Origin of the sequence: Streptomyces sp. NPDC004732 (genome assembly GCF_040609235.1) — a bacterium.
Classification (GTDB): domain Bacteria; phylum Actinomycetota; class Actinomycetes; order Streptomycetales; family Streptomycetaceae; genus Streptomyces.
Window position 1 is genome coordinate 426,800 of sequence record NZ_JBEXJR010000006.1, and the last position, 23,191, is coordinate 449,990.

Annotated in this window: 19 protein-coding genes; 17 read left to right on the forward strand and 2 right to left on the reverse strand. The window is 70.9% G+C overall.

Annotated elements, in window-relative coordinates:
• Positions 1 to 94 precede the first annotated feature (94 nt).
• The 6 genes from ABZV77_RS20655 to ABZV77_RS20680 all read left to right on the forward strand — a co-directional run bounded on the left by ABZV77_RS20655 (position 95) and on the right by ABZV77_RS20680 (position 9,553).
• Positions 95 to 661 (forward strand): DUF4365 domain-containing protein, encoded by a 567-nt coding sequence (locus ABZV77_RS20655; RefSeq protein ID WP_356258606.1) that lies wholly within the window; start codon positions 95 to 97, stop codon positions 659 to 661.
• Positions 658 to 1,887 (forward strand): hypothetical protein, encoded by a 1,230-nt coding sequence (locus ABZV77_RS20660; RefSeq protein WP_356259018.1) that lies wholly within the window; start codon positions 658 to 660, stop codon positions 1,885 to 1,887. The genes ABZV77_RS20655 and ABZV77_RS20660 overlap by 4 nt, the downstream gene beginning before the upstream one ends.
• A gap of 116 nt (positions 1,888 to 2,003) precedes the next feature.
• Positions 2,004 to 3,983: a threonine--tRNA ligase gene (gene thrS, locus ABZV77_RS20665; RefSeq protein ID WP_356258609.1), complete on the forward strand. Its 1,980-nt coding sequence runs from the start codon at positions 2,004 to 2,006 to the stop codon at positions 3,981 to 3,983.
• Between the two features lie 60 nt (positions 3,984 to 4,043).
• Positions 4,044 to 4,610: an HIT domain-containing protein gene (locus tag ABZV77_RS20670; RefSeq protein ID WP_306335913.1), complete on the forward strand. Its 567-nt coding sequence runs from the start codon at positions 4,044 to 4,046 to the stop codon at positions 4,608 to 4,610.
• A gap of 118 nt (positions 4,611 to 4,728) precedes the next feature.
• Complete coding sequence (locus tag ABZV77_RS20675; protein ID WP_356258613.1) at positions 4,729 to 6,141, forward strand: helix-turn-helix transcriptional regulator; 1,413 nt, start codon at positions 4,729 to 4,731, stop codon at positions 6,139 to 6,141.
• Between the two features lie 220 nt (positions 6,142 to 6,361).
• On the forward strand, positions 6,362 to 9,553 hold the full coding sequence (locus ABZV77_RS20680) for a M20/M25/M40 family metallo-hydrolase (protein WP_356258616.1): 3,192 nt from the start codon (positions 6,362 to 6,364) through the stop codon (positions 9,551 to 9,553).
• 81 nt (positions 9,554 to 9,634) lie between these two features.
• Here ABZV77_RS20680 and ABZV77_RS20685 read toward each other — a convergent pair whose 3' ends face one another.
• Together ABZV77_RS20685 and ABZV77_RS20690 are read right to left on the reverse strand one after the other, a co-directional pair.
• Positions 9,635 to 11,302, reverse strand: coding sequence for a hypothetical protein (locus ABZV77_RS20685; RefSeq protein WP_356258619.1), 1,668 nt, complete (start codon positions 11,300 to 11,302; stop codon positions 9,635 to 9,637).
• Between the two features lie 181 nt (positions 11,303 to 11,483).
• Entirely contained in the window at positions 11,484 to 13,691 is a 2,208-nt protein-coding gene (locus ABZV77_RS20690; protein ID WP_356258621.1) for an elongation factor G-like protein EF-G2, read from the reverse strand.
• Between the two features lie 258 nt (positions 13,692 to 13,949).
• On the opposite strand from ABZV77_RS20690, the gene pgsA reads away from it, so the two are divergent.
• The 11 genes from pgsA (at position 13,950) to yajC (ending at position 23,160) form a co-directional block, all read left to right on the forward strand.
• Complete coding sequence (gene pgsA / locus ABZV77_RS20695) at positions 13,950 to 14,648, forward strand: phosphatidylinositol phosphate synthase (protein ID WP_356258624.1); 699 nt, start codon at positions 13,950 to 13,952, stop codon at positions 14,646 to 14,648.
• Positions 14,645 to 15,592: a phosphatidylinositol mannoside acyltransferase gene (locus ABZV77_RS20700; protein WP_356258626.1), complete on the forward strand. Its 948-nt coding sequence runs from the start codon at positions 14,645 to 14,647 to the stop codon at positions 15,590 to 15,592. The genes pgsA and ABZV77_RS20700 overlap by 4 nt, the downstream gene beginning before the upstream one ends.
• Positions 15,589 to 16,752 carry a glycosyltransferase family 4 protein gene (locus ABZV77_RS20705; RefSeq protein ID WP_356258628.1) on the forward strand — a complete coding sequence of 388 codons (1,164 nt, stop codon included), beginning with the start codon at positions 15,589 to 15,591 and terminating at the stop codon, positions 16,750 to 16,752. The genes ABZV77_RS20700 and ABZV77_RS20705 overlap by 4 nt, the downstream gene beginning before the upstream one ends.
• Before the next feature lie 169 nt (positions 16,753 to 16,921).
• A complete protein-coding gene (locus ABZV77_RS20710; RefSeq protein WP_356258631.1) occupies positions 16,922 to 17,467 on the forward strand; it encodes a hypothetical protein in 546 nt (181 codons plus the stop codon).
• A gap of 198 nt (positions 17,468 to 17,665) precedes the next feature.
• On the forward strand, positions 17,666 to 18,580 hold the full coding sequence (pdxS, locus tag ABZV77_RS20715; protein WP_356259021.1) for a pyridoxal 5'-phosphate synthase lyase subunit PdxS: 915 nt from the start codon (positions 17,666 to 17,668) through the stop codon (positions 18,578 to 18,580).
• Positions 18,580 to 19,215 (forward strand): pyridoxal 5'-phosphate synthase glutaminase subunit PdxT, encoded by a 636-nt coding sequence (pdxT, locus tag ABZV77_RS20720; protein ID WP_356258633.1) that lies wholly within the window; start codon positions 18,580 to 18,582, stop codon positions 19,213 to 19,215. The genes pdxS and pdxT overlap by 1 nt, the downstream gene beginning before the upstream one ends.
• 80 nt (positions 19,216 to 19,295) lie before the next feature.
• Complete coding sequence (locus ABZV77_RS20725) at positions 19,296 to 20,048, forward strand: YebC/PmpR family DNA-binding transcriptional regulator (RefSeq protein WP_356258634.1); 753 nt, start codon at positions 19,296 to 19,298, stop codon at positions 20,046 to 20,048.
• A gap of 129 nt (positions 20,049 to 20,177) precedes the next feature.
• Positions 20,178 to 20,753, forward strand: coding sequence for a crossover junction endodeoxyribonuclease RuvC (ruvC, locus tag ABZV77_RS20730; RefSeq protein ID WP_356258636.1), 576 nt, complete (start codon positions 20,178 to 20,180; stop codon positions 20,751 to 20,753).
• Entirely contained in the window at positions 20,750 to 21,361 is a 612-nt protein-coding gene (gene ruvA / locus ABZV77_RS20735; RefSeq protein WP_356258639.1) for a Holliday junction branch migration protein RuvA, read from the forward strand. Before ruvC ends, ruvA begins: the two co-directional genes overlap by 4 nt.
• Positions 21,362 to 21,427: 66 nt before the next feature.
• Positions 21,428 to 22,501: a Holliday junction branch migration DNA helicase RuvB gene (gene ruvB, locus ABZV77_RS20740; protein WP_356258642.1), complete on the forward strand. Its 1,074-nt coding sequence runs from the start codon at positions 21,428 to 21,430 to the stop codon at positions 22,499 to 22,501.
• A gap of 197 nt (positions 22,502 to 22,698) precedes the next feature.
• Entirely contained in the window at positions 22,699 to 23,160 is a 462-nt protein-coding gene (gene yajC / locus ABZV77_RS20745) for a preprotein translocase subunit YajC (protein ID WP_356258644.1), read from the forward strand.
• Positions 23,161 to 23,191 lie beyond the last annotated feature (31 nt).

The following is a 23,191-nucleotide window of genomic DNA, read 5'->3' on the forward strand; positions in this document are numbered from 1 at the left end:
TTGCGCTGTACGCGGCCCGGAGACAACAGAGGTACGGGGCTTTGGAATTGACGGCCCGAGCACATAACCACCGGGTTCGGAAGGCTAGTTGACCATGGCGCTCGCGCAGCCCGATCAGGGTGGGCTGCTGCCCGAGCGGATCGCACCGCCGCGCGGCACACTCGCCACCACCGCCTGCATGGAGACGCTTCAGGTGGGCTATCTGCACGCCGTCGCGGCGGCCGCGGGTTGCTCGCTCTCCCAGCCATTTCCGGACAACGGCATCGACTGGCACGTCAGCCACAGCGCCCCCGGGCACACGGTCGACGACGAGGTCACCATCAAGGTCCAGCTCAAGTGCACGTACCAGATACCGCCGCACCCGGCGGGCCCCGCCTTCTCCTTCACGCTCGACAACCCCCACCTGGAGAAGCTCGCCCGCACCCCGGTCTCGGTCCACAAGATCCTGGTCGTGATGCTCGTGCCGCGGTCCCAGGACGACTGGCTGAGAGCCGGTCACGACCGGCTCGACCTGCGGCACTGCTGCTACTGGACCAATCTCGCCGGGCACCCCGTGACCGGCCGGCGCAGGACCACCGTGCGCGTCCCGACCTCGCGGATCTTCGACGACCGCGCCCTCTGCGAGATCATGACGCGCGTCGGGACGGGAGGGAGACCCTGATGCACCGCCCCTTCGACCACGACGAGACGATGCCACCCGTCCGCCCGCACCCCACCCCGGTCGCGGGCCGATGGACACAGCCCCCCGAACCCGCCCTGGTCGACCCCTCCGTGCTCGGCGCGCTCCTCGCCCGGCACGGCTGGCGGCGCCGCGGCGGAGCCCCCGGCCGCTACGCACGGTGGACGCCCCCGGAGCCCGGCGGCGCGGGCACCAGCCTGCTCGTGCCCGAGAGCCGCGCCTTCCCGGACTGCGAGGACCTCATCGCGGAGGTGCTCGTCGCACTGTCCCGCAGCGCCTCGCCCGCCGCACGGGAGGTGCTCGTCGGGCTCGCCGTGCCCAGCGACGAGATCCACTGGTGGCGCGACGTGCCGCCGGGCCCCGCGGACACCGCGACCTGGCCCGCCGAGGAAGAGCTGCGCTCCGCCGCACGGCAGACGCTGCTCGCGGGCGCACTCGCCGCACGCGGCCGCGCCGGGTACTACGGCGCCCGGCACCGCGGTCCCGCCGCCGCGTCCCTGGACAACGTCCTGGTGGGGCCCGCCACGGGCGGGCAGCGCCTCACCGCCTTCGTCCCCGTCATGACGGGCCGCACCCTCGTGGTCCGGCTCCACCAGGCGCTGTGCGCGGCCCGTGAGGCCGTCGACTACCAGCGGGCCACCGGCGGCATGGACGCCTTCGACAGCGCGGTCGAGGCGGGCGTCAGCCACGAGCTGACCGAGGCGCTCGTCGCGATGGTGCGCGGCACGGAAGGCGCGCGCGTCGCGGTGGAGTGGGCGCCCGGCGCCGGGGTCCCCGAGGGCTGCGCGGCCCGCGCCGAACCCGTCGAGTTCTCGCCCGGCGACCTGCCGGTGCTGCGCGAGGCGGGCGCCCGGTACCTCCGGGACGAGCCTTCGGTGCCGGTGCGGGTCACCGGGGCCGTGGTGCGGATGCGGCGGTCGGCGCTCCACGAGGAGGGCACCGTGCGGATCCGGGTGATCGCGGGGGCCGACGTCCCGCACGTACGGATGACGCTGGACGAGGAGTCGTACCGCATCGCGGGCCACGCCCACCTGGTCGGGCTGCCGATCCGGGTGCACGGGCAGCTGGAGAGCCGGGGCGGCTTCCGCAGGCTCACCGGGGCGACCGGGGTGGTGCCCGTGCAGGTGGACGAGGCCGAGCGCGACCGGCTCATGAAGTCGCTCCAGGAGAACCTCGACTTCTTCGAGGAGGCGTGCAGCACGGACTGAGGGGATTGATGGGGGCACAGAGAGATCCGTTTCGCGGCCGGGCCCCGCGGCTCGGTACGATCCCTATTGCGTGCGCAATAGAAAGCGCCGCATCCCCCTTCAGCTAGGAGAGACCGGTGTCAGACGTCCGTGTGATCATCCAACGCGATTCCGAGCGGGAAGAGCGCGTGGTGACGACGGGCACTACGGCCGCCGAGCTCTTCACCGGGGAGCGCACCATCGTCGCCGTGCGGGTGGGCGGCGAGCTGAAGGACCTCGCGTACGTGCCCGCCGAGGGCGACGAGGTCGAGCCCGTCGAGATCTCCTCCGAGGACGGCCTGAACATCCTGCGCCACTCGACCGCGCACGTCATGGCGCAGGCCGTGCAGGAGCTCTTCCCCGACGCCAAGCTCGGCATCGGCCCGCCCATCCGGGACGGCTTCTACTACGACTTCGACGTCAAGGAGCCCTTCACCCCGGAGGACCTCAAGCGCATCGAGAAGAAGATGCAGGAGATCCAGAAGCGCGGGCAGAAGTTCTCGCGTCGTGTCACCACCGACGACGACGCCCGCGTCGAGCTCGCCGACGAGCCGTACAAGCTGGAGCTCATCGGCCTCAAGGGCAACGCCGCGCAGGCCGCCGACGGCGCCGACGCCGAGGTGGGCGCGGGCGAGCTGACGATCTACGACAACCTCGACGCGAAGACCGGCGACCTGTGCTGGAAGGACCTCTGCCGAGGCCCGCACCTGGCCACCACCCGCGTCATCCCCGCGTTCAAGCTGATGCGCTCCGCCGCCGCCTACTGGCGCGGCAGCGAGAAGAACCCGCAGCTCCAGCGCATCTACGGCACCGCATGGCCGTCCAAGGACGAGCTGAAGGCGCACCTGGAGTTCCTCGCCGAGGCCGAGAAGCGCGACCACCGCAAGCTCGGCTCCGAGCTCGACCTCTTCTCCTTCCCGGAGGAGCTCGGCCCGGGCCTCGCGGTCTTCCACCCCAAGGGCGGGGTGATCCGCAAGGTCATGGAGGACTACTCGCGGCGCCGCCACGAGGTCTCCGGGTACGAGTTCGTGAACACCCCGCACATCTCGAAGGAGAAGCTCTTCGAGATCTCGGGCCACCTGCCGCACTACGCCGACGGCATGTTCCCGCCCATCGAGTTCGACGAGCAGAACTACCGCCTCAAGGCGATGAACTGCCCGATGCACAACCTGATCTTCAAGTCGCGCGGGCGTTCCTACCGTGAGCTGCCGCTGCGCCTCTTCGAGTTCGGCACCGTGTACCGGTACGAGAAGTCGGGCGTCGTGCACGGCCTGACCCGCTCGCGCGGCTTCACGCAGGACGACTCGCACATCTACTGCACCAAGGAGCAGATGCCGCAGGAGCTCGACACGCTCCTGACCTTCGTGCTCGACCTGCTGCGCGACTACGGCCTGAACGAGTTCGAGCTCGAGCTGTCCACCCGCGACGACTCCGACAAGTTCATCGGTACGGCCGAGGACTGGGAGGAGGCCACGGAGGCGCTGCGGCTCGCCGCCGAGAAGCAGAACCTTCCGCTGGTGCCGGACCCGGGCGGGGCCGCGTACTACGGGCCGAAGATCTCCGTGCAGGCGCGGGACGCGATCGGGCGGTCCTGGCAGATGTCGACCATCCAGGTCGACTTCAACCAGCCCAAGCGGTTCAACCTGGAGTACACGTCGGCGGACGGCTCGCGCCAGCAGCCCGTCATGATCCACCGTGCCCTCTTCGGTTCGATCGAGCGGTTCTTCGGCGTGCTCCTGGAGCACTACGCGGGCGCGTTCCCGGCCTGGCTCGCGCCGGTGCAGGCTGTCGGCATCCCGATCGGCGACGGCCACGTCTCGTACCTCCAGGAGTTCGCCGAGAAGGCGCGCGCCCAGGGGCTCCGGGTCGAGGTGGACGCGTCGTCCGACCGCATGCAGAAGAAAATCCGCAACCAGCAGAAGGCCAAGGTGCCCTTCATGGTCATCGCGGGCGACGAGGACATGAACAACGGTTCCGTGTCCTTCCGCTACCGCGACGGCTCGCAGGAGAACGGCATCCCCGTCGACGAGGCCATCGCGAAGATCGCGAAGGCGGTCGAGGACCGCGTCCAGGTCTGACGCCGCGGCGCCACCGCACTGACCTCAGGCCCCGGGGATCCGTCCCCGGGGCGAAGTCATATGCTGCACCTCATGACGAGTGAGCCGGAGCAGCAGATCGGAGTCGGGTCGCAGGACGCGTTCCAGCGCCTGTGGACGCCCCACCGGATGGCATACATCCAGGGCGAGAACAAGCCCACGGGCCCAGGGGCCGACGACGGCTGTCCCTTCTGCTCGATCCCGGCCAAGTCCGACGAGGACGGGCTCGTCATCGCGCGCGGGGAGCAGGTGTACGCGGTCCTCAACCTGTACCCGTACAACGGCGGCCACCTGATGGTCGTGCCCTACCGCCACGTCGCCGACTACACGGAGCTGACGGGCCCCGAGACGGCCGAGCTCGGCGAGCTCACCAAGCAGGCGATGCAGGCGCTGCGCACCGCGTCCGGCGCGCACGGCTTCAACATCGGGATGAACCAGGGGACCGTGGCGGGCGCGGGCATCGCCGCGCACCTGCACCAGCACATCGTTCCGCGCTGGGGCGGCGACACGAACTTCATGCCGGTGGTCGGGCACACCAAGGTGCTGCCGCAGTTGCTCGCCGACACCCGGAAGATGCTCGCGGACGCCTGGCCCACGTCGGCGGGCTAGCGGCGCCGCTGTTGCATACAGTTGCATATCACCAACCCCCCTGTGCAATAAGGGGGGTTGGAGGGCGTTGTCCCGCCTGCCACTCTGCCTTCAGGGAGAGCCCGGTCAGGGAGGGGTCATGTCCGTCGGCACATCACAGGCGGTCGATCCGGGGTGGGCGGAGTTCGGGCGGCTGCTGCGCTTCCACCGTCGGCGGGCCGGGCTCACCCAGCTGCAGCTCGGCAGGCGGGTGGGCTATCACCACAGCTTCATCAGCAGGCTCGAGAGCGGGCGGCGGGAACCGCCCTTCGACCTGGTGAACCGGCTCGACGCCGTCCTGGAGACCGGCGGTCGGCTCGCGGCCGTCATCGCCTCGCCGCCTCCGTCGTCGTGCGCACCCGGTCTCTTCCCGACGGCTCCTACGCTGTTCTCCCCGATTCCCGGCGCGGACACCCCCGGCGACGAGGCCCATCTGACCGCGCAGCCGTGGCCTTCGATGTTGCCCGTCGAGGGGCTGGCCTGCCCGCTGCACGGCAGGGTGGGCTGTGCGACGCCCGACCGGAGTTCGGTGACGGACCTGCTGAACGGGCTGACCGGCCCGTACGACCGTGCCGGTGCGACGGCTGGTGCGGAGGCGGAGCTGCTGCACGGTCTGACCGCCGTGCTGGCCTGTCTGATCCGCGAGGCTTTCTTCCATGTCACCGACGCGTGCGCGAGCACGGTGGAGCGGTTGCTGCGCGGTGTGGCGCGGTGGGCGGCAGCGGTCGATTCCACGGGTCGGCTGCCGTACGGGCAGTTGCGGCTCGCGGCGCAGTACGCCCAGATCGCGGGGCGGCTGCGGATGGAGCGCGGGCAGAGCGGCGTCGCCATGGCCTGGTTCGGGCACGGCCTGCGGTGGGCGGACGCGGCCCAGGACGCCGAGGCCCGGGCGACCCTCCTCAGCGACATGTCGACCCTCGTGCGGCTCGACGGGGACGCCACATCGATGCTGGTGTACGCGGAGGCCATCGGGGCGGTGGATGCCAAGCGGCGCTGGATGACGACCTCGGCCGATCTGTATCAGGCGCGGGCGTACGCGCTGCGGCACGACGCCGCCGCGTGCCGTCGGCACATCTCCATGGCGCGGCGCAGGTTCGCCCGGCTGGATGACCGGGACCGCCTCGAAGCGCCCTGGTTCTCGGGTGCGGAGGGTGTGCTGCGCCTCGAGTCGGCGATCGGCGGGGCGCTGCGCGATCTCGCGGTGGTGACGGAGGACCGTGCGGTGGCCCGGCGCGCGATCGAGGCGACCGCGCGGTCGCATGCGCTGCTGCCGCCGGTGATGCACTCCGCGCGGCTGCTGCTGACCCTGCGTCTCGCGGACAGCTGGGCGTGTGCCGGTGATCCCGTCGCGGCGGTCACGCTGGCGCAGCCCGTCCTGGAAGCGGCCGTGGGTGCGCGCGAGTTGATGATCACCGTCGAGTTGCGCGGGCTGCACCGTCGGCTGGTCGGGCGCTGGGGTGAGCTGCCGGAGGTGCGGGAGTACCGGGAGCGGCTGCGGGCGGTGTCCGAGTGAGGCGGTGCGGTGGTGTCGCGCTTGCCAGTTCTTGACAGGGTGTGCCGGGCGCCTGGAATCCATTGACCGGGGGCGCGGCCGGTGTGAGGGTTCCGCCAGCCACGAGGATGTCATGTCACCGCCAGTCCGGAATCGACGTAACGGGTACGACCGCACGGCCTGACGCACACGTGCTCCCCCTGGCCCGACGGAGCCTCAACACCTCTCACAAGGAGCCGTGATGCTCAGAAGACCCACCGCGGCCGGGATAACCCTGGTCATGGTTCTCGCGGGGCTGACGCTACCGGCGTCGCTCGCCTCGGCGGCGCAGGCCGCGCCTTCCGCGGGCAAGCCGGACCCCCTCGCCAAGGCCGTCGCCGCCGCCGACAAGGCGGTCCGCAGCGGCCTCGACTCGCTGGCCAAGGGGCCCGAGGAGCAGTACGACCGGCATCAGGTCACCCCCTGGACCAAGGGCCTCTACTCGGTCGCGTACGAACGCACCTACCGCGGACTGCCGGTGGTGGGCGGGGACGCCGTGGTCCTCGCCGACGGCAAGGGAAAGGTCCGGTCCGTCCAGTCCGCGACCGAAGCGCGGATCTCGGTCACCACCAAAGCGGAGGTGACGGCCGCCCAGGCGGTGAAGACGAGCCGCGCGAAGCTGGCGTCGGTGAAGAAGGTCGACTCCAAGCGCCTGGTGATCCGGGTGAAGAAGGACGTGCCCACGCTCGCCTGGGAGACCCGGCTGACCGGCAAGACCAAAGCGGGTGACCCCAGCAAGCTGCACGTCTTCGTCAACGCGCTCACCGGCAAGGTCGTCGACGCCTACGACGACGTGCGCGCGGGCAGCGGCCACAGCAAGTGGAACGGCCCCGACCCGCTGACCATCGACACCTCCCGGTCGGGCAGCAACTACGTGCTGCGCGACACCACCCGGCCCGGTCTCCAGTGTTCGAGCTACCAGGGCAGTGTGTTCAGCAAGGCGACCGACGACTGGGGCACCGGGAACCCCACCAGCCGGGAGACCGGCTGCGTCGACGTGATGTTCGCCGCGCAGAAGCAGTCGAACATGCTCAAGGAGTGGTTCGGCCGCAACGGCCACAACGGCAACGGCGGCAGCTGGCCGGTGAGCGTCGGCCTCAACGAGCTCAACGCCTACTGGGACGGCTCCGCCGTCACCATCGGCCACAACAGCGCCAATGAGTGGATCGCCGGAGTCGACGTCGTCGCCCACGAGTTCGGCCACGGTCTGGACTCCAACACGCCCGGCGGCGCGAACCACGAGAGCGGCCTGGGCGAGGCGACCGGCGACATCATGGGCGCCCTGACCGAGGCGTACATCAATCAGCCCGCCCCCTACGACACCCCCGACTACACCGTCGGGGAAATGATCAACCTCCAGGGGCGCGGCCCGATCCGGAACATGTACGACCCGAGCCGGGTCAACAACGACCCCAACTGCTACTCCGCCTCGATCCCCAACACCGAGGAGCACAAGGCGGCCGGGCCCATGAACCACTGGTTCTATCTGCTTGCCGAGGGCTCCAACCCCGGCGGCGGCAAGCCCTCCAGCCCCACCTGCAACAACCAGCAGGTGACCGGCATCGGCAACAAGAACGCCGGGAAGATCTTCTACGGCGCCATGCTGCTCAAGACCAGCGGCATGACGTACAAGCGCTACCGCACCGCCACGCTCACCTCGGCGAAGAACCTCGACGCGAGCTGCGACCTCTTCAACGCCACCAAGGCGGCCTGGGACGCCATCAGCATCCCGGCCCAGAGCGGTGACCCGACCTGCACCGGGCAGCAGAACGACTTCTCCCTCGGGCTCAGCCCGGCCTCGGGGAAGGTCGAGCCGGGTGCCTCGACCTCCGGCACGGTCAACACCACGACCGTGACCGGCAGCGCCCAGCAGATCTCGCTGACCGCCTCGGGCGCGCCGACCGGCGTGAACGTCTCGTTCGACCCGGGGACCGTCACGTCCGGCTCCAACGCCACCATGAAGATCACCACTGCGGGATCGACCACGCCCGGCACCTACCCGATCACCGTCACCGGCACCGCGGGCACCAAGACGCACACCGCCCAGTACACGCTGACCGTGGGCGGTGGCGGCAACCCGACGCTCCCGCCGGACATCGACGTGGAGAAGGTGCGGGCGCACCTGACGCAGTTCAACACCATCGCCTCGCAGAACGGCGGCAACCGCCGGTCCACCGGCGCCGGTTACCGAGCCTCCCTCGCGTACGTCAAGGGCAAGCTGGAGGCCGCCGGATACAAGGTCACCGAGCAGAGCTGCGCCTCCGGCTGCACCGCCGGTGCGGGCAACAACCTGATCGCCGAGTGGCCGCAGGGCGACGCGAACAGCGTCTACATGTTCGGCGCGCACCTCGACGGTGTGGCCGCGGGACCCGGAATCAACGACAACGGCTCCGGATCCGCCGCGATCCTGGAGGCCGCGCTGACCCTGGCACAGAACAACCCCACCATGAAGAACCGCGTCCGGTTCGCCTGGTGGACCGATGAGGAGCAGGGCCTGAACGGCTCCGACTACTACGCCGGATCGCTCTCGGCCACGGAACGCGCCAAGATCAAGGCGTACTACAACTTCGACATGATCGGCTCGTCGAACGCCGGGTACTTCATCAACAACCTGACCTCGTCGGCCTCGGTCCCGCTGCGGGACTACTGGACGTCCCTCAACCTCGCACCCCAGGAGAACGTCGAGGGACAGGGGCGCTCCGACGACGCCTCCTTCCAGCGCGTCGGCATCCCGACCTCCGGCTACGCCACCGGTGCTTCGGCCACGAAGTCCGCGGCAGAGGCCGCGAAGTGGGGCGGCACCGCGGGCCGTTCGTACGACTCGTGCTACCACTCCGCCTGTGACACCACCGCCAATGTCAGCGCCACCTCGCTGGACCGCAGCACGGACGGGGTCGCGTACGCGCTGTGGAAGACGGCGGTCGGCGACAAGCCCGCCCCGACGGACGACTTCTCCCTCGCCGCCGACCCGGCCTCGGGCACGGTCGAGCGCGGTTCCTCCGCGAAGGTCACCCTCGCCACCGCGACGACCAGTGGGTCGGCGCAGAAGGTGGGGCTCTCGGCCTCCGGGGCCCCGGCCGGGGTGAGCGTCTCCATCAGCCCGGATTCGGTGCTCTCGGGCGAGTCCGCGACGGCCACCGTCGAGGTCGCGTCCGGCGCGGCTCCCGGCACCTACACGCTGACCTTCACCGGCAGCGGACAGGCCAGCCACACCACCACCTACACCCTCACGGTGCCGGGTGGCGGCGGCGAGACCACCTGGCAGCTGGGTGCCACCTATGCGGCGGGTGACGTCGTGACCTACAACGGCGTCCGCTACCGCTGCATCCAGGGCCACACCGCCTATCCGGGCTGGGAGCCGCCGAACGTTCCCGCCCTGTGGGGGGCCATCTGATCGTCGGCCCGCGCCGGTAGCCCCGGCTGTCGGTGATGGACCAGGGGGCGGTGGGCCGCGTGAGGCCCGCCGCCCCCTGCCTCACGCGTCGTACACGTCGGCCTTCCTCGGCATCGGGTCCTGGATCGCCCCGCTGAGGAAGCCGGAACGGGCGCCGAACTTCTCCGTGTTCACGCCGTTCTCGTCGAGGACCTTGATTGCGGCCGAGTGCACCACGCGCAGGACCGGAGTGGCGGCGCGCAGCGCGTCGTCCGCCATGAAGCGGTGGCGCCACGGCTTGTCGGCCCAGGCGTGCCGCAGGCCGAACGGCTCGGGCAGGATCAGCTTGCCGCCGAGGTGGTCCAGGATCGGCGGGTACCAGGTGAAGGGGGCGCGGACCGCGAGGCGCACGACCTCGTCCGCGTCGATCAGCGGCAGGTTGCGGGTGGTGGTCTCCCAGAACCTGATCGGCTTGGCGACCGTCTTCGTCTTCGGCGAGGGCTTCGTGGTGAACAGCGAGTGCACGGGGCCGAGGGCGTGGCCGGTGACCTCGATGCGCAGCGTCTCGTGCAGCACGGTCACCGTGATCAGCATCGTGATGACCAACTGGCCGTCCCAGAGCGTGAACTGCACGCCCAGGTAGTGGCGGTTGCCGCTGCCGAACTGCTGCTCGTTGCAGATCCGCTGTATCTCGTGGCCGCGGATCTGGAAGGCCTCGACGTCCGTGCCGGTGGGGCGGGACACGGACTTGGCGTTCTCCCCGATGGGCGAGACGATCCAGTGGTTTATGTCGGGGGCGGGGAAGCCGCCGGTGTGCAGCGGGCCGCGCTCCAGCATGCGCAGCTGGTCGTGCACCGCCCGTATGACGTCCCAGCTGCGGAAGGGGTGGATCTCCTTGCCGTCCTCGGCCGGGACCAGCTCCTCGGCCAGCTGCCAGCTGCCCCAGCGCGTGCCCATGCCCAATATGCCCTTGGGGCCGGCGTAGAACACGGAGTTGCTCTGCTGCTCGGCGGAGAGCCTGGCGAGGCCCTGGCGCAGCCGCTCGGCGGCCGTCTCGCCGGGGCTGCCGGGCACCGCCTCGGGGATCTTGGCGCCGATGCCGCCGCCCGCGAGCAGGCCCGACCAGCGCTCGCGCATGTCCCTGGCGGTGCGCTCGGCGATCTGCTTCGCCCAGAACCAGCCCACCACGGGCAGCACGATCGCCGCGCGCAGATACCAGGCCCAGAAGCCGCCGAACGGCAGCTTGAGGAGGGCGACCGCGGCCAGCACGCCCACGGCGACCAGCACGGCCGTCGCGAGCGCGCCCGTGCGCTTGTTCTCGCTCTTGGCGACCTGCCGCCGGATGGTGAAGACGAGGAGCCAGAGGATCAGACCCGGCAGGAAGAGCACACCGCACAGCACCGTCACGGCGGTCAGCCAGCTGTCGCGCTCCTTGCGGATGCGGTTCGCCGCGAGGCAGTGCTCGACGACCGCCTGCGGCTCGGTCCCGAAGGACTGGATGAGCGGACTGCGGCCGCCGCCCAGCATCCGCACCTGCACGGTCCGCGCGAACGCCTCGCCCAGATTCGGCTTGAAGAGCGACCAGATTCCGGACTTCACCTCGGACTTGTGCCACTCGTTGTTGGCCGCGAGGATGCCGTCCACATCTCCGTCGCGATACGCCGCCGAGGCCAGGGCGTGCGTCGCCGCGGTCTGACCCGCGGCACCCGAGAGCGGAACCTGGGCCCCGGGCCTGAAGTCGAATACATCGTCCGCCACTGCCGCCCCCATCGCCGCGACGCCTTCGCTGCTGCGGCTCTTCCCGACTTCCCTGTCCGGCACACCTGTTGCCGCCCGGCGCATCTGTTGATCAGGTCATCAGCGTATCCGGGCGCACCGACATCCGTCAGGGGGCGGCCGAATGCCGTCCGCCCGGCAGGAGGGGCGGACGGCCTGCGCCCGTGCTCCGCAACTACGAGCCGTCGTGCGCCCGTTCGCGGATCTTCTCGGAGAGCTGCGGGGGCATCGGCTCGTGGCGTGCGTACGTGCGGTTGAAGCGCGCGGTGCCCTGGGAGAGGGACCTCAGGTCCACCGCGTACCGGCCGATCTCGATCTCGGGCACCTCGGCCCGCACGAGGGTGCGCCCGCCTGCCGCCTGCTCGGTGCCGACCACGCGGCCCCTGCGTCCCGACAGGTCGCTCATCACCGCGCCGACGTAGTCGTCGCCGACCAGCACCTGCACCTCGGCGACCGGTTCGAGCAGATGGATCCTGGCGCCCGAGGCCGCCTCCCGCAGCGCGAGTGCGCCCGCCGTCTGGAACGCGGCGTCGGACGAATCCACCGAGTGCGCCTTGCCGTCCAGGAGCGTGATGCGCACGTCGATGAGCGCGTACCCGGCGGCGACGCCCTTCGCCGCCTGCGCGCGCACGCCCTTCTCGACGGACGGGATGAACTGCCGCGGGACCGCGCCGCCCACGACCTTGTCGACGAACTCGATGCCGCTGCCGCCCGGCAGCGGCTCCACCTCGATCTCACAGATCGCGTACTGCCCGTGCCCGCCGGACTGCTTCACATGGCGGCCCCGGCCACCGCACTTGCCCGCGAACGTCTCCCGGAGGGAGACCTTGTACGGCACCACGTCGACCTGGACGCCGTACCGGCTGCGCAGCCGCTCCAGGGCCACGTCTGCGTGTGCCTCGCCCAGGCACCACAGGACCACCTGGTGCGTGTCCTGGTTCTGTTCGAGCCGCATCGTCGGGTCCTCGGCGACGAGCCGCGACAGACCCTGCGACAGCTTGTCCTCGTCGGCCTTGCTGTGCGCCTGGATGGCGAGCGGCAGGAGCGGGTCCGGCATGTCCCAGGGCTCCATCAGAAGCGGGTCTTCCTTGGCGGACAGGGTGTCGCCGGTCTCCGCGCGGTTCAGTTTGGCCACGCACGCCAGGTCACCCGCGACGCACTGGGTGAGCGTGCGCTGCTGTTTCCCGAAGGGGGAGGAGAGCGCGCCGATGCGCTCGTCGACGTCGTGGTCCTCGTGGCCGCGGTCGGCGAGGCCGTGCCCGGAGACGTGCACCGTCTCGTCGGGGCGCAGGGTGCCGGAGAAGACGCGGACGAGGGAGACCCGGCCCACGTACGGGTCGGATGCGGTCTTCACGACCTCGGCGGCCAGGGGTCCGTGGGGGTCGCAGGTGAGCGGGGGCCGCGCCTTGCCGCCGGGGGTGGTCACGGCCGGCGCCGGGTGTTCGAGCGGGGTGGGGAAGCCGCCGGTGATCAGCTCGAGGAGCTCGACGGTGCCGATGCCCTGGCGGGCGCCCTCCGCGGCGGGCGCGGCGGCGAGCACCGGATGGAAGATGCCCCGCGCGACCGCCCGCTCCAGGTCGTCCACCAATGTCTTGAAGTCGATGCTCTCGCCGCCGAGGTAGCGGTCCATCAGGGACTCGTCCTCGCTCTCGGCGATGATCCCCTCGATCAGGGTGTTGCGCGCCCCCTCGATCAATGGGAGCTGGTCGGCGCCCGGCTCGGACTCCTTGCGCTCACCGGAGGCGTAGTCGAATATCCGCTGCGAGAGCAGCCCGATCAGACCGGTCACCGGGGCGTGGCCGTCCGGTCCCTGCTCGCCGTGGAGCGGCAGGTAGAGCGGCACCACGGCGTCGGGGTCGTCCGCGCCGAACGCCTGCGCGCAGGTGCGGGTCATCGCCGTGAAGTCCGCGCGGGCCGACTCCAGGTGCGTGATCACGATGGCCCGCGGCATGCCGACCGCCGCGCACTCCTCCCACACCATGCGGGTCGCGCCGGTGATGCCCTCGACGCCCTCGGCCGCCGAGACGACGAAAAGGGCCGCGTCCGCCGCGCGCAGACCGGCCCTCAGCTCCCCGACGAAGTCGGCGTACCCGGGTGTGTCCAGTAGGTTGATCTTGAAGCCGCCCCATTCCACGGGGACCAGCGACAGCTGCACCGAGCGCTGCTGCCGGTGCTCGATCTCGTCGTAGTCGGAGACGGTGCCGCCGTCCTCCACGCGACCCGCCCGGTTCACCGCCCCCGCCGTCAGCGCGAGGGCCTCCACCAGAGTCGTCTTGCCCGATCCGCTGTGGCCGACCAGCACCACATTCCGTACGGACGCGGGCTGGTCGGCCGATGCTGCCCTGCCGGCGGCTCCGGGGTGTGCGTTCGCCTTGTCGCCCATGCCTTGGCCTCCCGGTCACATGCACGATGAGGAGGCTCAGCCCCCTCGGGGATGCTGGCTGCTCGCGGACGCGCGGGGCCCACTGCGGGGCGGCTCCGACGGCGCCCGTCATGCTTTCGAGCTTTCCACTCGGGTCACTCTGCGTCCATACGTCGTACGCGATCGTGAGGGCGCGAGCCGGTCCGTCAACGTCGTGACTACGATGGGCCAGCCGGTGGCCAACGGGGCCGCGCGGCGCACCGAACCCTCGGGAAGGCCATGCTGAACAAGTACGCGCGTGCATTCTTCACGCGTGTCCTCACGCCGTTCGCCGCGTTTCTCATCCGCCGTGGGGTCAGCCCCGACGCGGTCACCTTTATCGGCACGGCCGGTGTGGTGGCGGGAGCGCTGGTCTTCTTCCCGCGGGGTGAGCTCTTCTGGGGCGTGATCGTCATCACGTCGTTCGTCTTCTCGGACCTCGTCGACGGCAACATGGCACGCCAGCTGGGCCGCTCCAGCCGCTGGGGCGCGTTCCTGGACTCGACGCTCGACCGGGTGGCCGACAGCGCGATCTTCGGCGGTCTTGCCCTCTGGTACGCGGGATCGGGCGACGACAACATCCTCTGTGCCGTCTCCATCTTCTGTCTGGCGAGCGGCCAGGTGGTCTCGTACACGAAGGCGCGCGGCGAGGCCATCGGCCTGCCCGTCGCCGTCAACGGCCTGGTGGAGCGCGCCGAGCGGCTGGTGATCACGCTGGTCGCCGCGGGCCTGGCGGGCCTGCACAAGTTCGGCGTCCCGGGCATCCAGATCCTGCTGCCCATCGCCCTGTGGGCCGTCGCGGCCGGCAGCATGGTCACCCTCGTCCAGCGTGTCGTGACCGTGCGCCGTGAGTCGGCGGAGGCGGACGCCGCCTCGGACCCGACCGGCCCGACGCCCCCGGCGAACTCGGCGACGCAGGAGAGTGAGGCCGCGCAGTGAAGGACCGACTCACCGACGGGCTGTACGGGCTCGGCTGGAGCACCGTCAAGAAGCTCCCCGAGCCGGTCGCCGAGCGGCTCGGCAGGACCATCGCCGACACGGTCTGGAAGCGGCGCGGCAAGGGCGTACTGCGGCTGGAGTCCAACCTCGCGCGCGTGGTGCCCGACGCGAGCCCGCAGCGGCTGGCCGAGCTCTCCAGGGCGGGCATGCGCTCCTACCTGCGGTACTGGATGGAGTCCTTCAGGCTGCCGTCCTGGAGCAGGGAGCGGGTCGAGGGCGGCTTCGACGTCAAGGACGTCCACCACCTGACCGACGGGCTCGCCGCGGGCAAGGGCGTGATCCTCGCCCTGCCGCACCTGGGCAACTGGGACCTCGCGGGCGCCTGGGTCACCACCAAGCTGGAGACCCCCTTCACGACGGTCGCCGAGCGGCTCAAGCCCGAGACGCTGTACGACCGCTTCGTCGCCTACCGCGAAAGCCTCGGAATGGAGGTCCTGCCGCACACCGGAGGCTCCGCCTTCGGGACGCTGGCACGGCGCCTTCGCGCGGGCGGCCTGGTCTGTCTGGTCGCGGACCGCGATCTGTCGGCGTCCGGCGTCGAGGTGAAGTTCTTCGGAGACGCGGCCCGGATGCCCGCGGGCCCGGCGATGCTGGCCCAGCAGACCGGAGCCCTGTTGCTGCCCGTCACCCTCTGGTATGACGAGTCGCCCGTCATGAAGGGCCGTATCCATCCGCCCGTCGACGTTCCCGAGACAGGTACCCGGGTGGAGAAGACGTCTGTCATGACACAGGCGCTGGCCGACGCCTTCGCCACCGGTATCGCCGACCACCCGGAGGACTGGCACATGCTGCAGCGTCTGTGGCTCGCCGACCTGGAAGCCCGTCCCGACCTCGCGGCCCGCGCCGATCAGGCCCCGCAGGCCCCGGCGGGGGAGGCGCCGTGAGGATCGGCATCGTCTGCCCGTACTCGTGGGACGTGCCGGGCGGCGTCCAGTTCCACATCCGTGATCTGGCGGAGCACCTCATCCGCCTGGGGCACGAGGTCTCCGTCCTCGCCCCGGCCGACGACGAGACCCCGCTCCCGTCGTACGTCGTGTCGGCGGGACGGGCCGTTCCCGTGCCCTACAACGGCTCGGTGGCGCGGCTCAACTTCGGCTTCCTGTCGGCCGCGCGGGTACGCCGCTGGCTGCACGAGGGCACGTTCGACGTCATCCACATCCACGAGCCCGCGTCGCCCTCTCTGGGCCTGCTCACCTGCTGGGCCGCGCAGGGCCCCATCGTCGCGACGTTCCACACGTCCAACCCGCGCTCGCGGGCGATGATCGCCGCGTACCCGATCCTGCAGCCCGCCCTGGAGAAGATCAGCGCGCGCATCGCGGTGAGCGAGTACGCGCGGCGCACGCTCGTCGAGCACCTCGGCGGCGACGCGGTCGTCATCCCGAACGGCGTCGACGTCGCCTTCTTCGCCGGTGCCGAGCCCAAGCCCGAGTGGCAGGGCGAGACGATCGGCTTCATCGGGCGCATCGACGAGCCCCGCAAGGGACTCCCGGTCCTCATGAAGGCGCTCCCGCAGATCTTCGCCGAGCGCCCGAACGCGCGGTTGCTGGTCGCGGGCCGCGGCGACGAGGAGGAGGCGGTGTCCTCCCTCCCCGCCGAGCTGCGCTCCCGGGTGGAGTTCCTCGGCATGGTCAGCGACGAGGACAAGGCGCGGCTGCTGCGCAGCGTCGACCTGTACGTCGCCCCCAACACCGGCGGCGAGAGCTTCGGGATCATCCTGGTCGAGGCGATGTCCGCGGGCGCGCCCGTGCTCGCCAGCGACCTGGACGCCTTCGCCCAGGTCCTGGACCAGGGCGCGGCGGGCGACCTCTTCAGCAACGAGGACGCGGAGTCCCTCGCGAAGTCCGCGGTACGCCTCCTGGCCGACCCCGAACGCCGAGAGGGCCTGCGCGAACGCGGCAGCGCACACGTACGCCGCTTCGACTGGTCGACGGTCGGCTCCGACATCCTCGCGGTCTACGAAACGGTCACGGACGGCGCCACATCGGTCGCGACGGACGAACGCTCGGGGCTGCGGGCACGGTTCGGGCTGGCGCAGAAGGGCTGAGGGCTTGTAATCAGCCCGTCCGGCGTTTGAGGACCGGGGGTGCGGGGGCGGAGCCCCCGGAGACGGCGCGCGGCGCGGAGGACGCTCGGGTCCCCACGGGCGGTACGTGGGGTGCCGGGCGCCGTGGCCCGGTTCAAGGCGCCCTCGCCCGAAGGTAGCCTTGCCGCCCGTGACCTCCACCTTGATCTGGATCGCGGCAGCCCTCTTCGCGATCGGCCTCTATCTGAGCTGGACCGCCGGACGGCTCGACCGGCTGCACGCGCGGATCGACGCCGCGCGCGCCGCCCTCGACGCCCAGCTGCTGCGCCGCGCGTCGGTCGCGCAGGAGCTGGCCACCTCCGGAGTGCTCGACCCGGCCGCGTCGATCGTGCTCTACGAAGCGGCGCATGCGGCCAGACAGGCGGAGGAGGAGCATCGCGAGGTCGCCGAGAGCGAGCTCAGCCAGGCGCTGCGCGCCATCTTCGGCGAGGTCCAGCAGGTCGAGGCGGTCCGTGAGGCCCCGGGCGGGGACGAGGCCGCCACCGAGCTGGCCGCGGCCGTGCGCCGGGTACCGATGGCCCGCCGCTTCCACAACGACGCCGTGCGCGCCGCCCGCGCCCTGCGCCGCCACCGCAAGGTCCGCTGGTTCCGCCTCGCGGGCCACGCGCCCTTCCCGCTGGCGTTCGAGATGGACGACGAGCCGCCGACGGCACTGGCCGACCGCGCCACCACGTAGAGGGCACTAAGGCACTCAGCCACTAAGGCACTCAGGCACGAAGGCGCTGGTCAGCAAGGGATCGGCACGGCCCTGACCAGCCGCGTTCGCGGAAAATGAGCCACCGGTCATCCATTGGCCCTTGCTGTGGCCTGGTCTGCGGGCGTTTCCTCGGAGCTGCAGAAATCCTCTTCAGCGAGCGAGGTCAACCCCGTGTCCGTGCCCACCACCCCCGCCAGCAGCAACCCGACGCCCGAGACCGGCACCGCGCGCGTGAAGCGCGGCATGGCCGAGCAGCTCAAGGGCGGCGTGATCATGGACGTCGTCAACGCCGAGCAGGCGAAGATAGCCGAGGACGCCGGCGCGGTCGCCGTCATGGCGCTGGAGCGGGTGCCCGCCGACATCCGCAAGGACGGCGGCGTGGCCCGGATGTCGGACCCGAACATGATCGAAGAGATCATCGAGGCCGTCTCGATCCCGGTCATGGCCAAGTCCCGCATCGGCCACTTCGTGGAGGCCCAGGTCCTGCAGTCCCTGGGCGTCGACTACATCGACGAGTCCGAGGTCCTCACCCCGGCCGACGAGGTCAACCACAGCGACAAGTTCGCGTTCACGACCCCGTTCGTGTGTGGCGCCACCAACCTGGGTGAGGCCCTGCGCCGCATCGCCGAGGGCGCCGCGATGATCCGCTCCAAGGGCGAGGCCGGTACCGGCAACGTCGTCGAGGCCGTCCGCCACCTGCGCCAGATCAAGAACGAGATCGCCAAGCTGCGCGGCTACGACAACAACGAGCTGTACGCCGCCGCCAAGGACCTCCGCGCCCCGTACGAGCTGGTCAAGGAGACCGCCGAGCTCGGCAAGCTCCCGGTCGTCCTCTTCTCCGCCGGTGGCGTCGCCACCCCCGCCGACGCCGCCCTGATGCGCCAGCTCGGCGCCGAGGGCGTCTTCGTCGGCTCCGGCATCTTCAAGTCCGGCGACCCGGCCCGCCGCGCCGCCGCCATCGTGAAGGCCACGACGTTCTTCGACGACCCGAAGATCATCGCCGACGCCTCCCGCAACCTCGGCGAGGCCATGGTCGGCATCAACTGCGACACCCTGCCCGAGGCCGAGCGCTACGCGAACCGGGGCTGGTGATGACCGCTCCCGCAGCGGCCACTCCGGCAGCGGCCACCCCCGTGGTGGGCGTCCTCGCCCTCCAGGGGGACGTGCGGGAGCACCTGATCGCCCTGGCCTCGGCTGATGCCGTGGCCAGGCCGGTCCGGCGCCCCGAAGAGCTCGCCGAGGTCGACGGCCTGGTCATCCCCGGCGGGGAGTCCACCACCATCTCCAAGCTGGCCACCCTCTTCGGCCTGATGGAGCCCCTCCGCGCGCGCGTGCGGGACGGCATGCCGGTCTACGGCAGCTGTGCGGGCATGATCATGCTCGCCGACAAGATCCTCGACCCGCGCTCGGGCCAGGAGACGGTGGGCGGCATCGACATGATCGTGCGGCGCAACGCGTTCGGGCGGCAGAACGAGTCGTTCGAGGCGGCCGTCGACGTCCGGGGCGTCGAAGGCGCCCCGGTGGAGGGCGTGTTCATCCGGGCGCCGTGGGTGGAGTCGGTCGGCGCGGAGGTGGAGGTGCTCGCCGAGCACGCGGGCCACATCGTCGCCGTGCGCCAGGGCAATGCGCTCGCCACGTCGTTCCACCCGGAGCTGACGGGCGACCACCGGGTGCACGCACTGTTCGTGGAGATGGCTCGGGGTAACCCGCGCGCGGGATCCTTGTAGGATCTCCGGGGATCCCCCCGGGGCCTTAAGGTCTGGGAGAGTTCTTACTGGTTGTTGGGTAACGCGAAGGAGACAGGCAGATGTCCGGCCACTCTAAATGGGCTACGACGAAGCACAAGAAGGCCGTGATCGACGCCAAGCGCGGCAAGCTCTTCGCGAAGATGATCAAGAACATCGAGGTGGCGGCCCGCACGGGCGGCGCTGACGTGTCCGGTAACCCGACCCTCTTCGACGCCATCCAGAAGGCCAAGAAGAGCTCGGTCCCGAACAAGAACATCGACTCCGCGGTCAAGCGCGGTGCCGGTCTCGAAGCCGGTGGCGCCGACTACGAGACGATCATGTACGAGGGCTACGGCCCGAACGGCGTCGCGGTGCTCATCGAGTGCCTCACCGACAACCGCAACCGCGCCGCTTCCGACGTGCGCGTCGCCATGACGCGCAACGGCGGCAACATGGCCGACCCGGGCTCCGTCTCGTACCTGTTCAACCGCAAGGGTGTCGTGGTCGTCCCCAAGGGCGAGCTGTCCGAGGACGACGTCCTCGGTGCCGTCCTCGACGCGGGCGCCGAAGAGGTCAACGACCTGGGCGAGTCCTTCGAGGTGCTCTCCGAGGCCACCGACCTGGTCGCGGTCCGCACCGCGCTCCAGGAGGCCGGTATCGACTACGACTCGGCCGACGCCAACTTCGTCCCGACCATGCAGGTCGAGCTGGACGAGGACGGCGCCCGGAAGATCTTCAAGCTGATCGACGCCCTGGAGGACAGCGACGACGTGCAGAACGTCTTCGCCAACTTCGACGTCTCCGACGAGGTCATGGCGAAGGTCGACGCGTAAAGCGCTCCGCTCGATGCAGGACCGCGCCCCCCTGGCGTGCGCATGGGCCGACGGGACACACCCCCGTCGGCCCATCGCGTTGTCAGAGGGACCCGATAACCTGCACGGACAGGCGATGGGAGGGGTTACGTGCGCGTGCTGGGGGTCGACCCGGGGCTGACCCGGTGTGGTGTGGGGGTCGTCGACGGCGTCGCGGGACGCCCCTTGACCATGCGAGGCGTCGGGGTCGTACGGACTCCGGCCGACGCGGAGTTGGGGCACCGCCTCGTCGCCATCGAGCAGGGCATCGAGCAGTGGCTCGACGAGCACAGCCCCGAAGTCGTGGCCGTCGAGCGCGTGTTCAGCCAGCACAATGTGCGCACGGTGATGGGCACCGCCCAGGCCAGCGCCGTCGCCATGCTCTGCGCTTCGCGCCGCGGCATCCCCGTCGCCCTGCACACCCCCAGCGAGGTCAAGGCCGCCGTCACCGGCAGCGGCCGCGCCGACAAGGCGCAGGTCGGCGCGATGGTCACCCGCCTCCTGCGGCTCGACGCGCCCCCCAAGCCCGCCGACGCGGCCGACGCCCTGGCCCTCGCCATCTGTCACATCTGGCGCGCCCCCGCCCAGAACCGCCTGCAGCAGGCCGTCGCCCAGAATCGTCTCCAGCAGGCCGCAGCCCTGCACGCATCGAAGACTCCCACCGCACAGAAAGGCCGTACCGCATGATCGCCTTCGTCAGCGGCCCCGTAGCCGCCCTCGCCCCCGATGCCGCGGTGGTCGAGGTCGGCGGCATCGGCATGGCCGTCCAGTGCACGCCGAACACGCTCTCCACCCTCCGCGTCGGCCAGCAGGCCAAGCTCGCCACCTCTCTTGTCGTACGGGAGGACTCCCTCACCCTGTACGGCTTCGCGGACGACGACGAGCGCCAGACCTTCGAGCTGCTGCAGACCGCGAGTGGCGTGGGCCCGCGCCTCGCCCAGGCCATGCTCGCCGTGCACAGCCCCGACGCCCTGCGCCGCGCGGTCTCCACCAGCGACGAGAAGGCCCTCACGGCCGTCCCCGGCATCGGCAAGAAGGGCGCCCAGAAGCTCCTCCTGGAGTACAAGGACCGCCTCGGCGAGCCCCTCGGCACGGGCGGCCCCGCCATCGGCACGGCCGTCACCGCAGGCTGGCGCGACCAGCTGCACGCGGCCCTGATCGGCCTCGGGTACGCCACGCGCGAGGCCGACGAAGCCGTCGTCGCCGTCACCCCGCAGGCCGAGGCCACCGAGGGCGCCCCGCAGGTCGGCCAGCTCCTGAAGGCCGCCCTCCAGACCCTCAACCGCACCCGCTAGCCAGCCCCGCCGGCTCCCCCCCCCGACGGCCACCCCCTGAACCGACCGCATCGCGAGGCACACCGCATGAACTGGGACGACACGACCGACGAAGCTGCCGACGCGGCCGAGCGGCTCGTCGGTGCGTCCGCCGACGGCGAGGACCAGGCGGTCGAGGCCGCCCTGCGCCCCAAGGACCTGGGCGAGTTCATCGGCCAGGAGAAGGTCCGCGAGCAGCTCGACCTCGTCCTGCGGGCGGCCCGCGCACGCGGCGCCACCGCCGACCACGTGCTGCTCTCCGGAGCCCCCGGCCTCGGCAAGACGACCCTCTCGATGATCATCGCCGCCGAGATGGGCGCCCCGATCCGCATCACCAGCGGCCCCGCCATCCAGCACGCGGGCGACCTGGCCGCGATCCTCTCCTCCCTCCAGGAGGGCGAGGTCCTCTTCCTCGACGAGATCCACCGGATGTCGCGGCCCGCCGAGGAAATGCTCTACATGGCGATGGAGGACTTCCGCGTCGACGTCATCGTCGGCAAGGGCCCCGGCGCCACCGCCATCCCCCTCGAACTGCCGCCCTTCACCCTCGTCGGTGCCACCACGCGCGCGGGACTGCTCCCGCCGCCGCTGCGCGACCGCTTCGGGTTCACCGCGCACATGGAGTTCTACGAACCCGCGGAGCTGGAGCGCGTCGTCCACCGCTCCGCCCAGCTGCTCGACGTGGAGATCGACCCGCGGGGCGCCGCCGAGATCGCGGGCCGCTCGCGCGGCACGCCCCGTATCGCCAACCGCCTGCTGCGCCGCGTCAGGGACTACGCCCAGGTGAAGGCCGACGGATCGATCACCCAGGACATCGCGGGCGCGGCCCTCGCGGTCTACGAAGTGGACGAACGCGGCCTCGACCGCCTCGACCGGGCCGTCCTGGAGGCCCTGCTCAAGCTGTTCGGCGGCGGCCCCGTCGGCCTGTCGACGCTCGCGGTCGCCGTGGGGGAGGAGCGCGAGACGGTCGAGGAGGTCGCGGAGCCCTTCCTGGTACGGGAGGGTCTGCTGGCCCGCACCCCGCGCGGCCGCGTCGCGACCCCCGCGGCATGGGCGCACCTCGGCCTGGTACCCCCGCGGCAGGCGGGCGGAAAGGGACAACAGGACCTGTTCGGGACGTGATATCGGCGAGACGGCGCCGCCACCGAAGGACAACGGCGCGGAGAGTCGCCCCCTCAGGAACGTCGGTGCCATGCTGAGCGTTGTTCGTTAGGCGCGGACTCGCTTAGACTCCGCCGATGCCGCCCTTGTCGGGCGGTGTGCCCACCCCCATCCCAATGGCCGCTTACCTGCGCGGTCTGCGAAGGAAATTCCGTCCCGTGAATATCGTGACCCTCCTCCCGTTCATCGTGCTCATCGGGGCCATGTTCCTGATGACCCGCTCGGCCAAGAAGAAGCAGCAGGCCGCCGCGTCGATGCGTAACGAGATGCAGCCCGGCACCGGCATCCGCACGATCGGTGGCATGTACGCGACCGTCAAGGAGGTTCACGACGAAGCCGTCCTCCTTGAGGTGGCCCCCGGTGTCCACGCGGTTTACGCGAAGAACTCGATCGGCGCCGTCCTCGACGACGACGAGTACAACCGCATCGTGCACGGCACCGAGGACGACCTGAACGAGGACGCCCCCGTCGTCCCGGACGACGCCTCCTCCCTGACCGAGACCGACGAGCCCGCCGACGCTTCCGACGACTCGCCCATCGACCTCGGCAAGAAGGACGCGGCCGCCGGGGCCGACGACGCGGAGCCGAAGAAGACCGACGGCGAGTCCGACGCGAAGTAGTCACGACCGGGGCCTGTGGGGCGCACCGCTC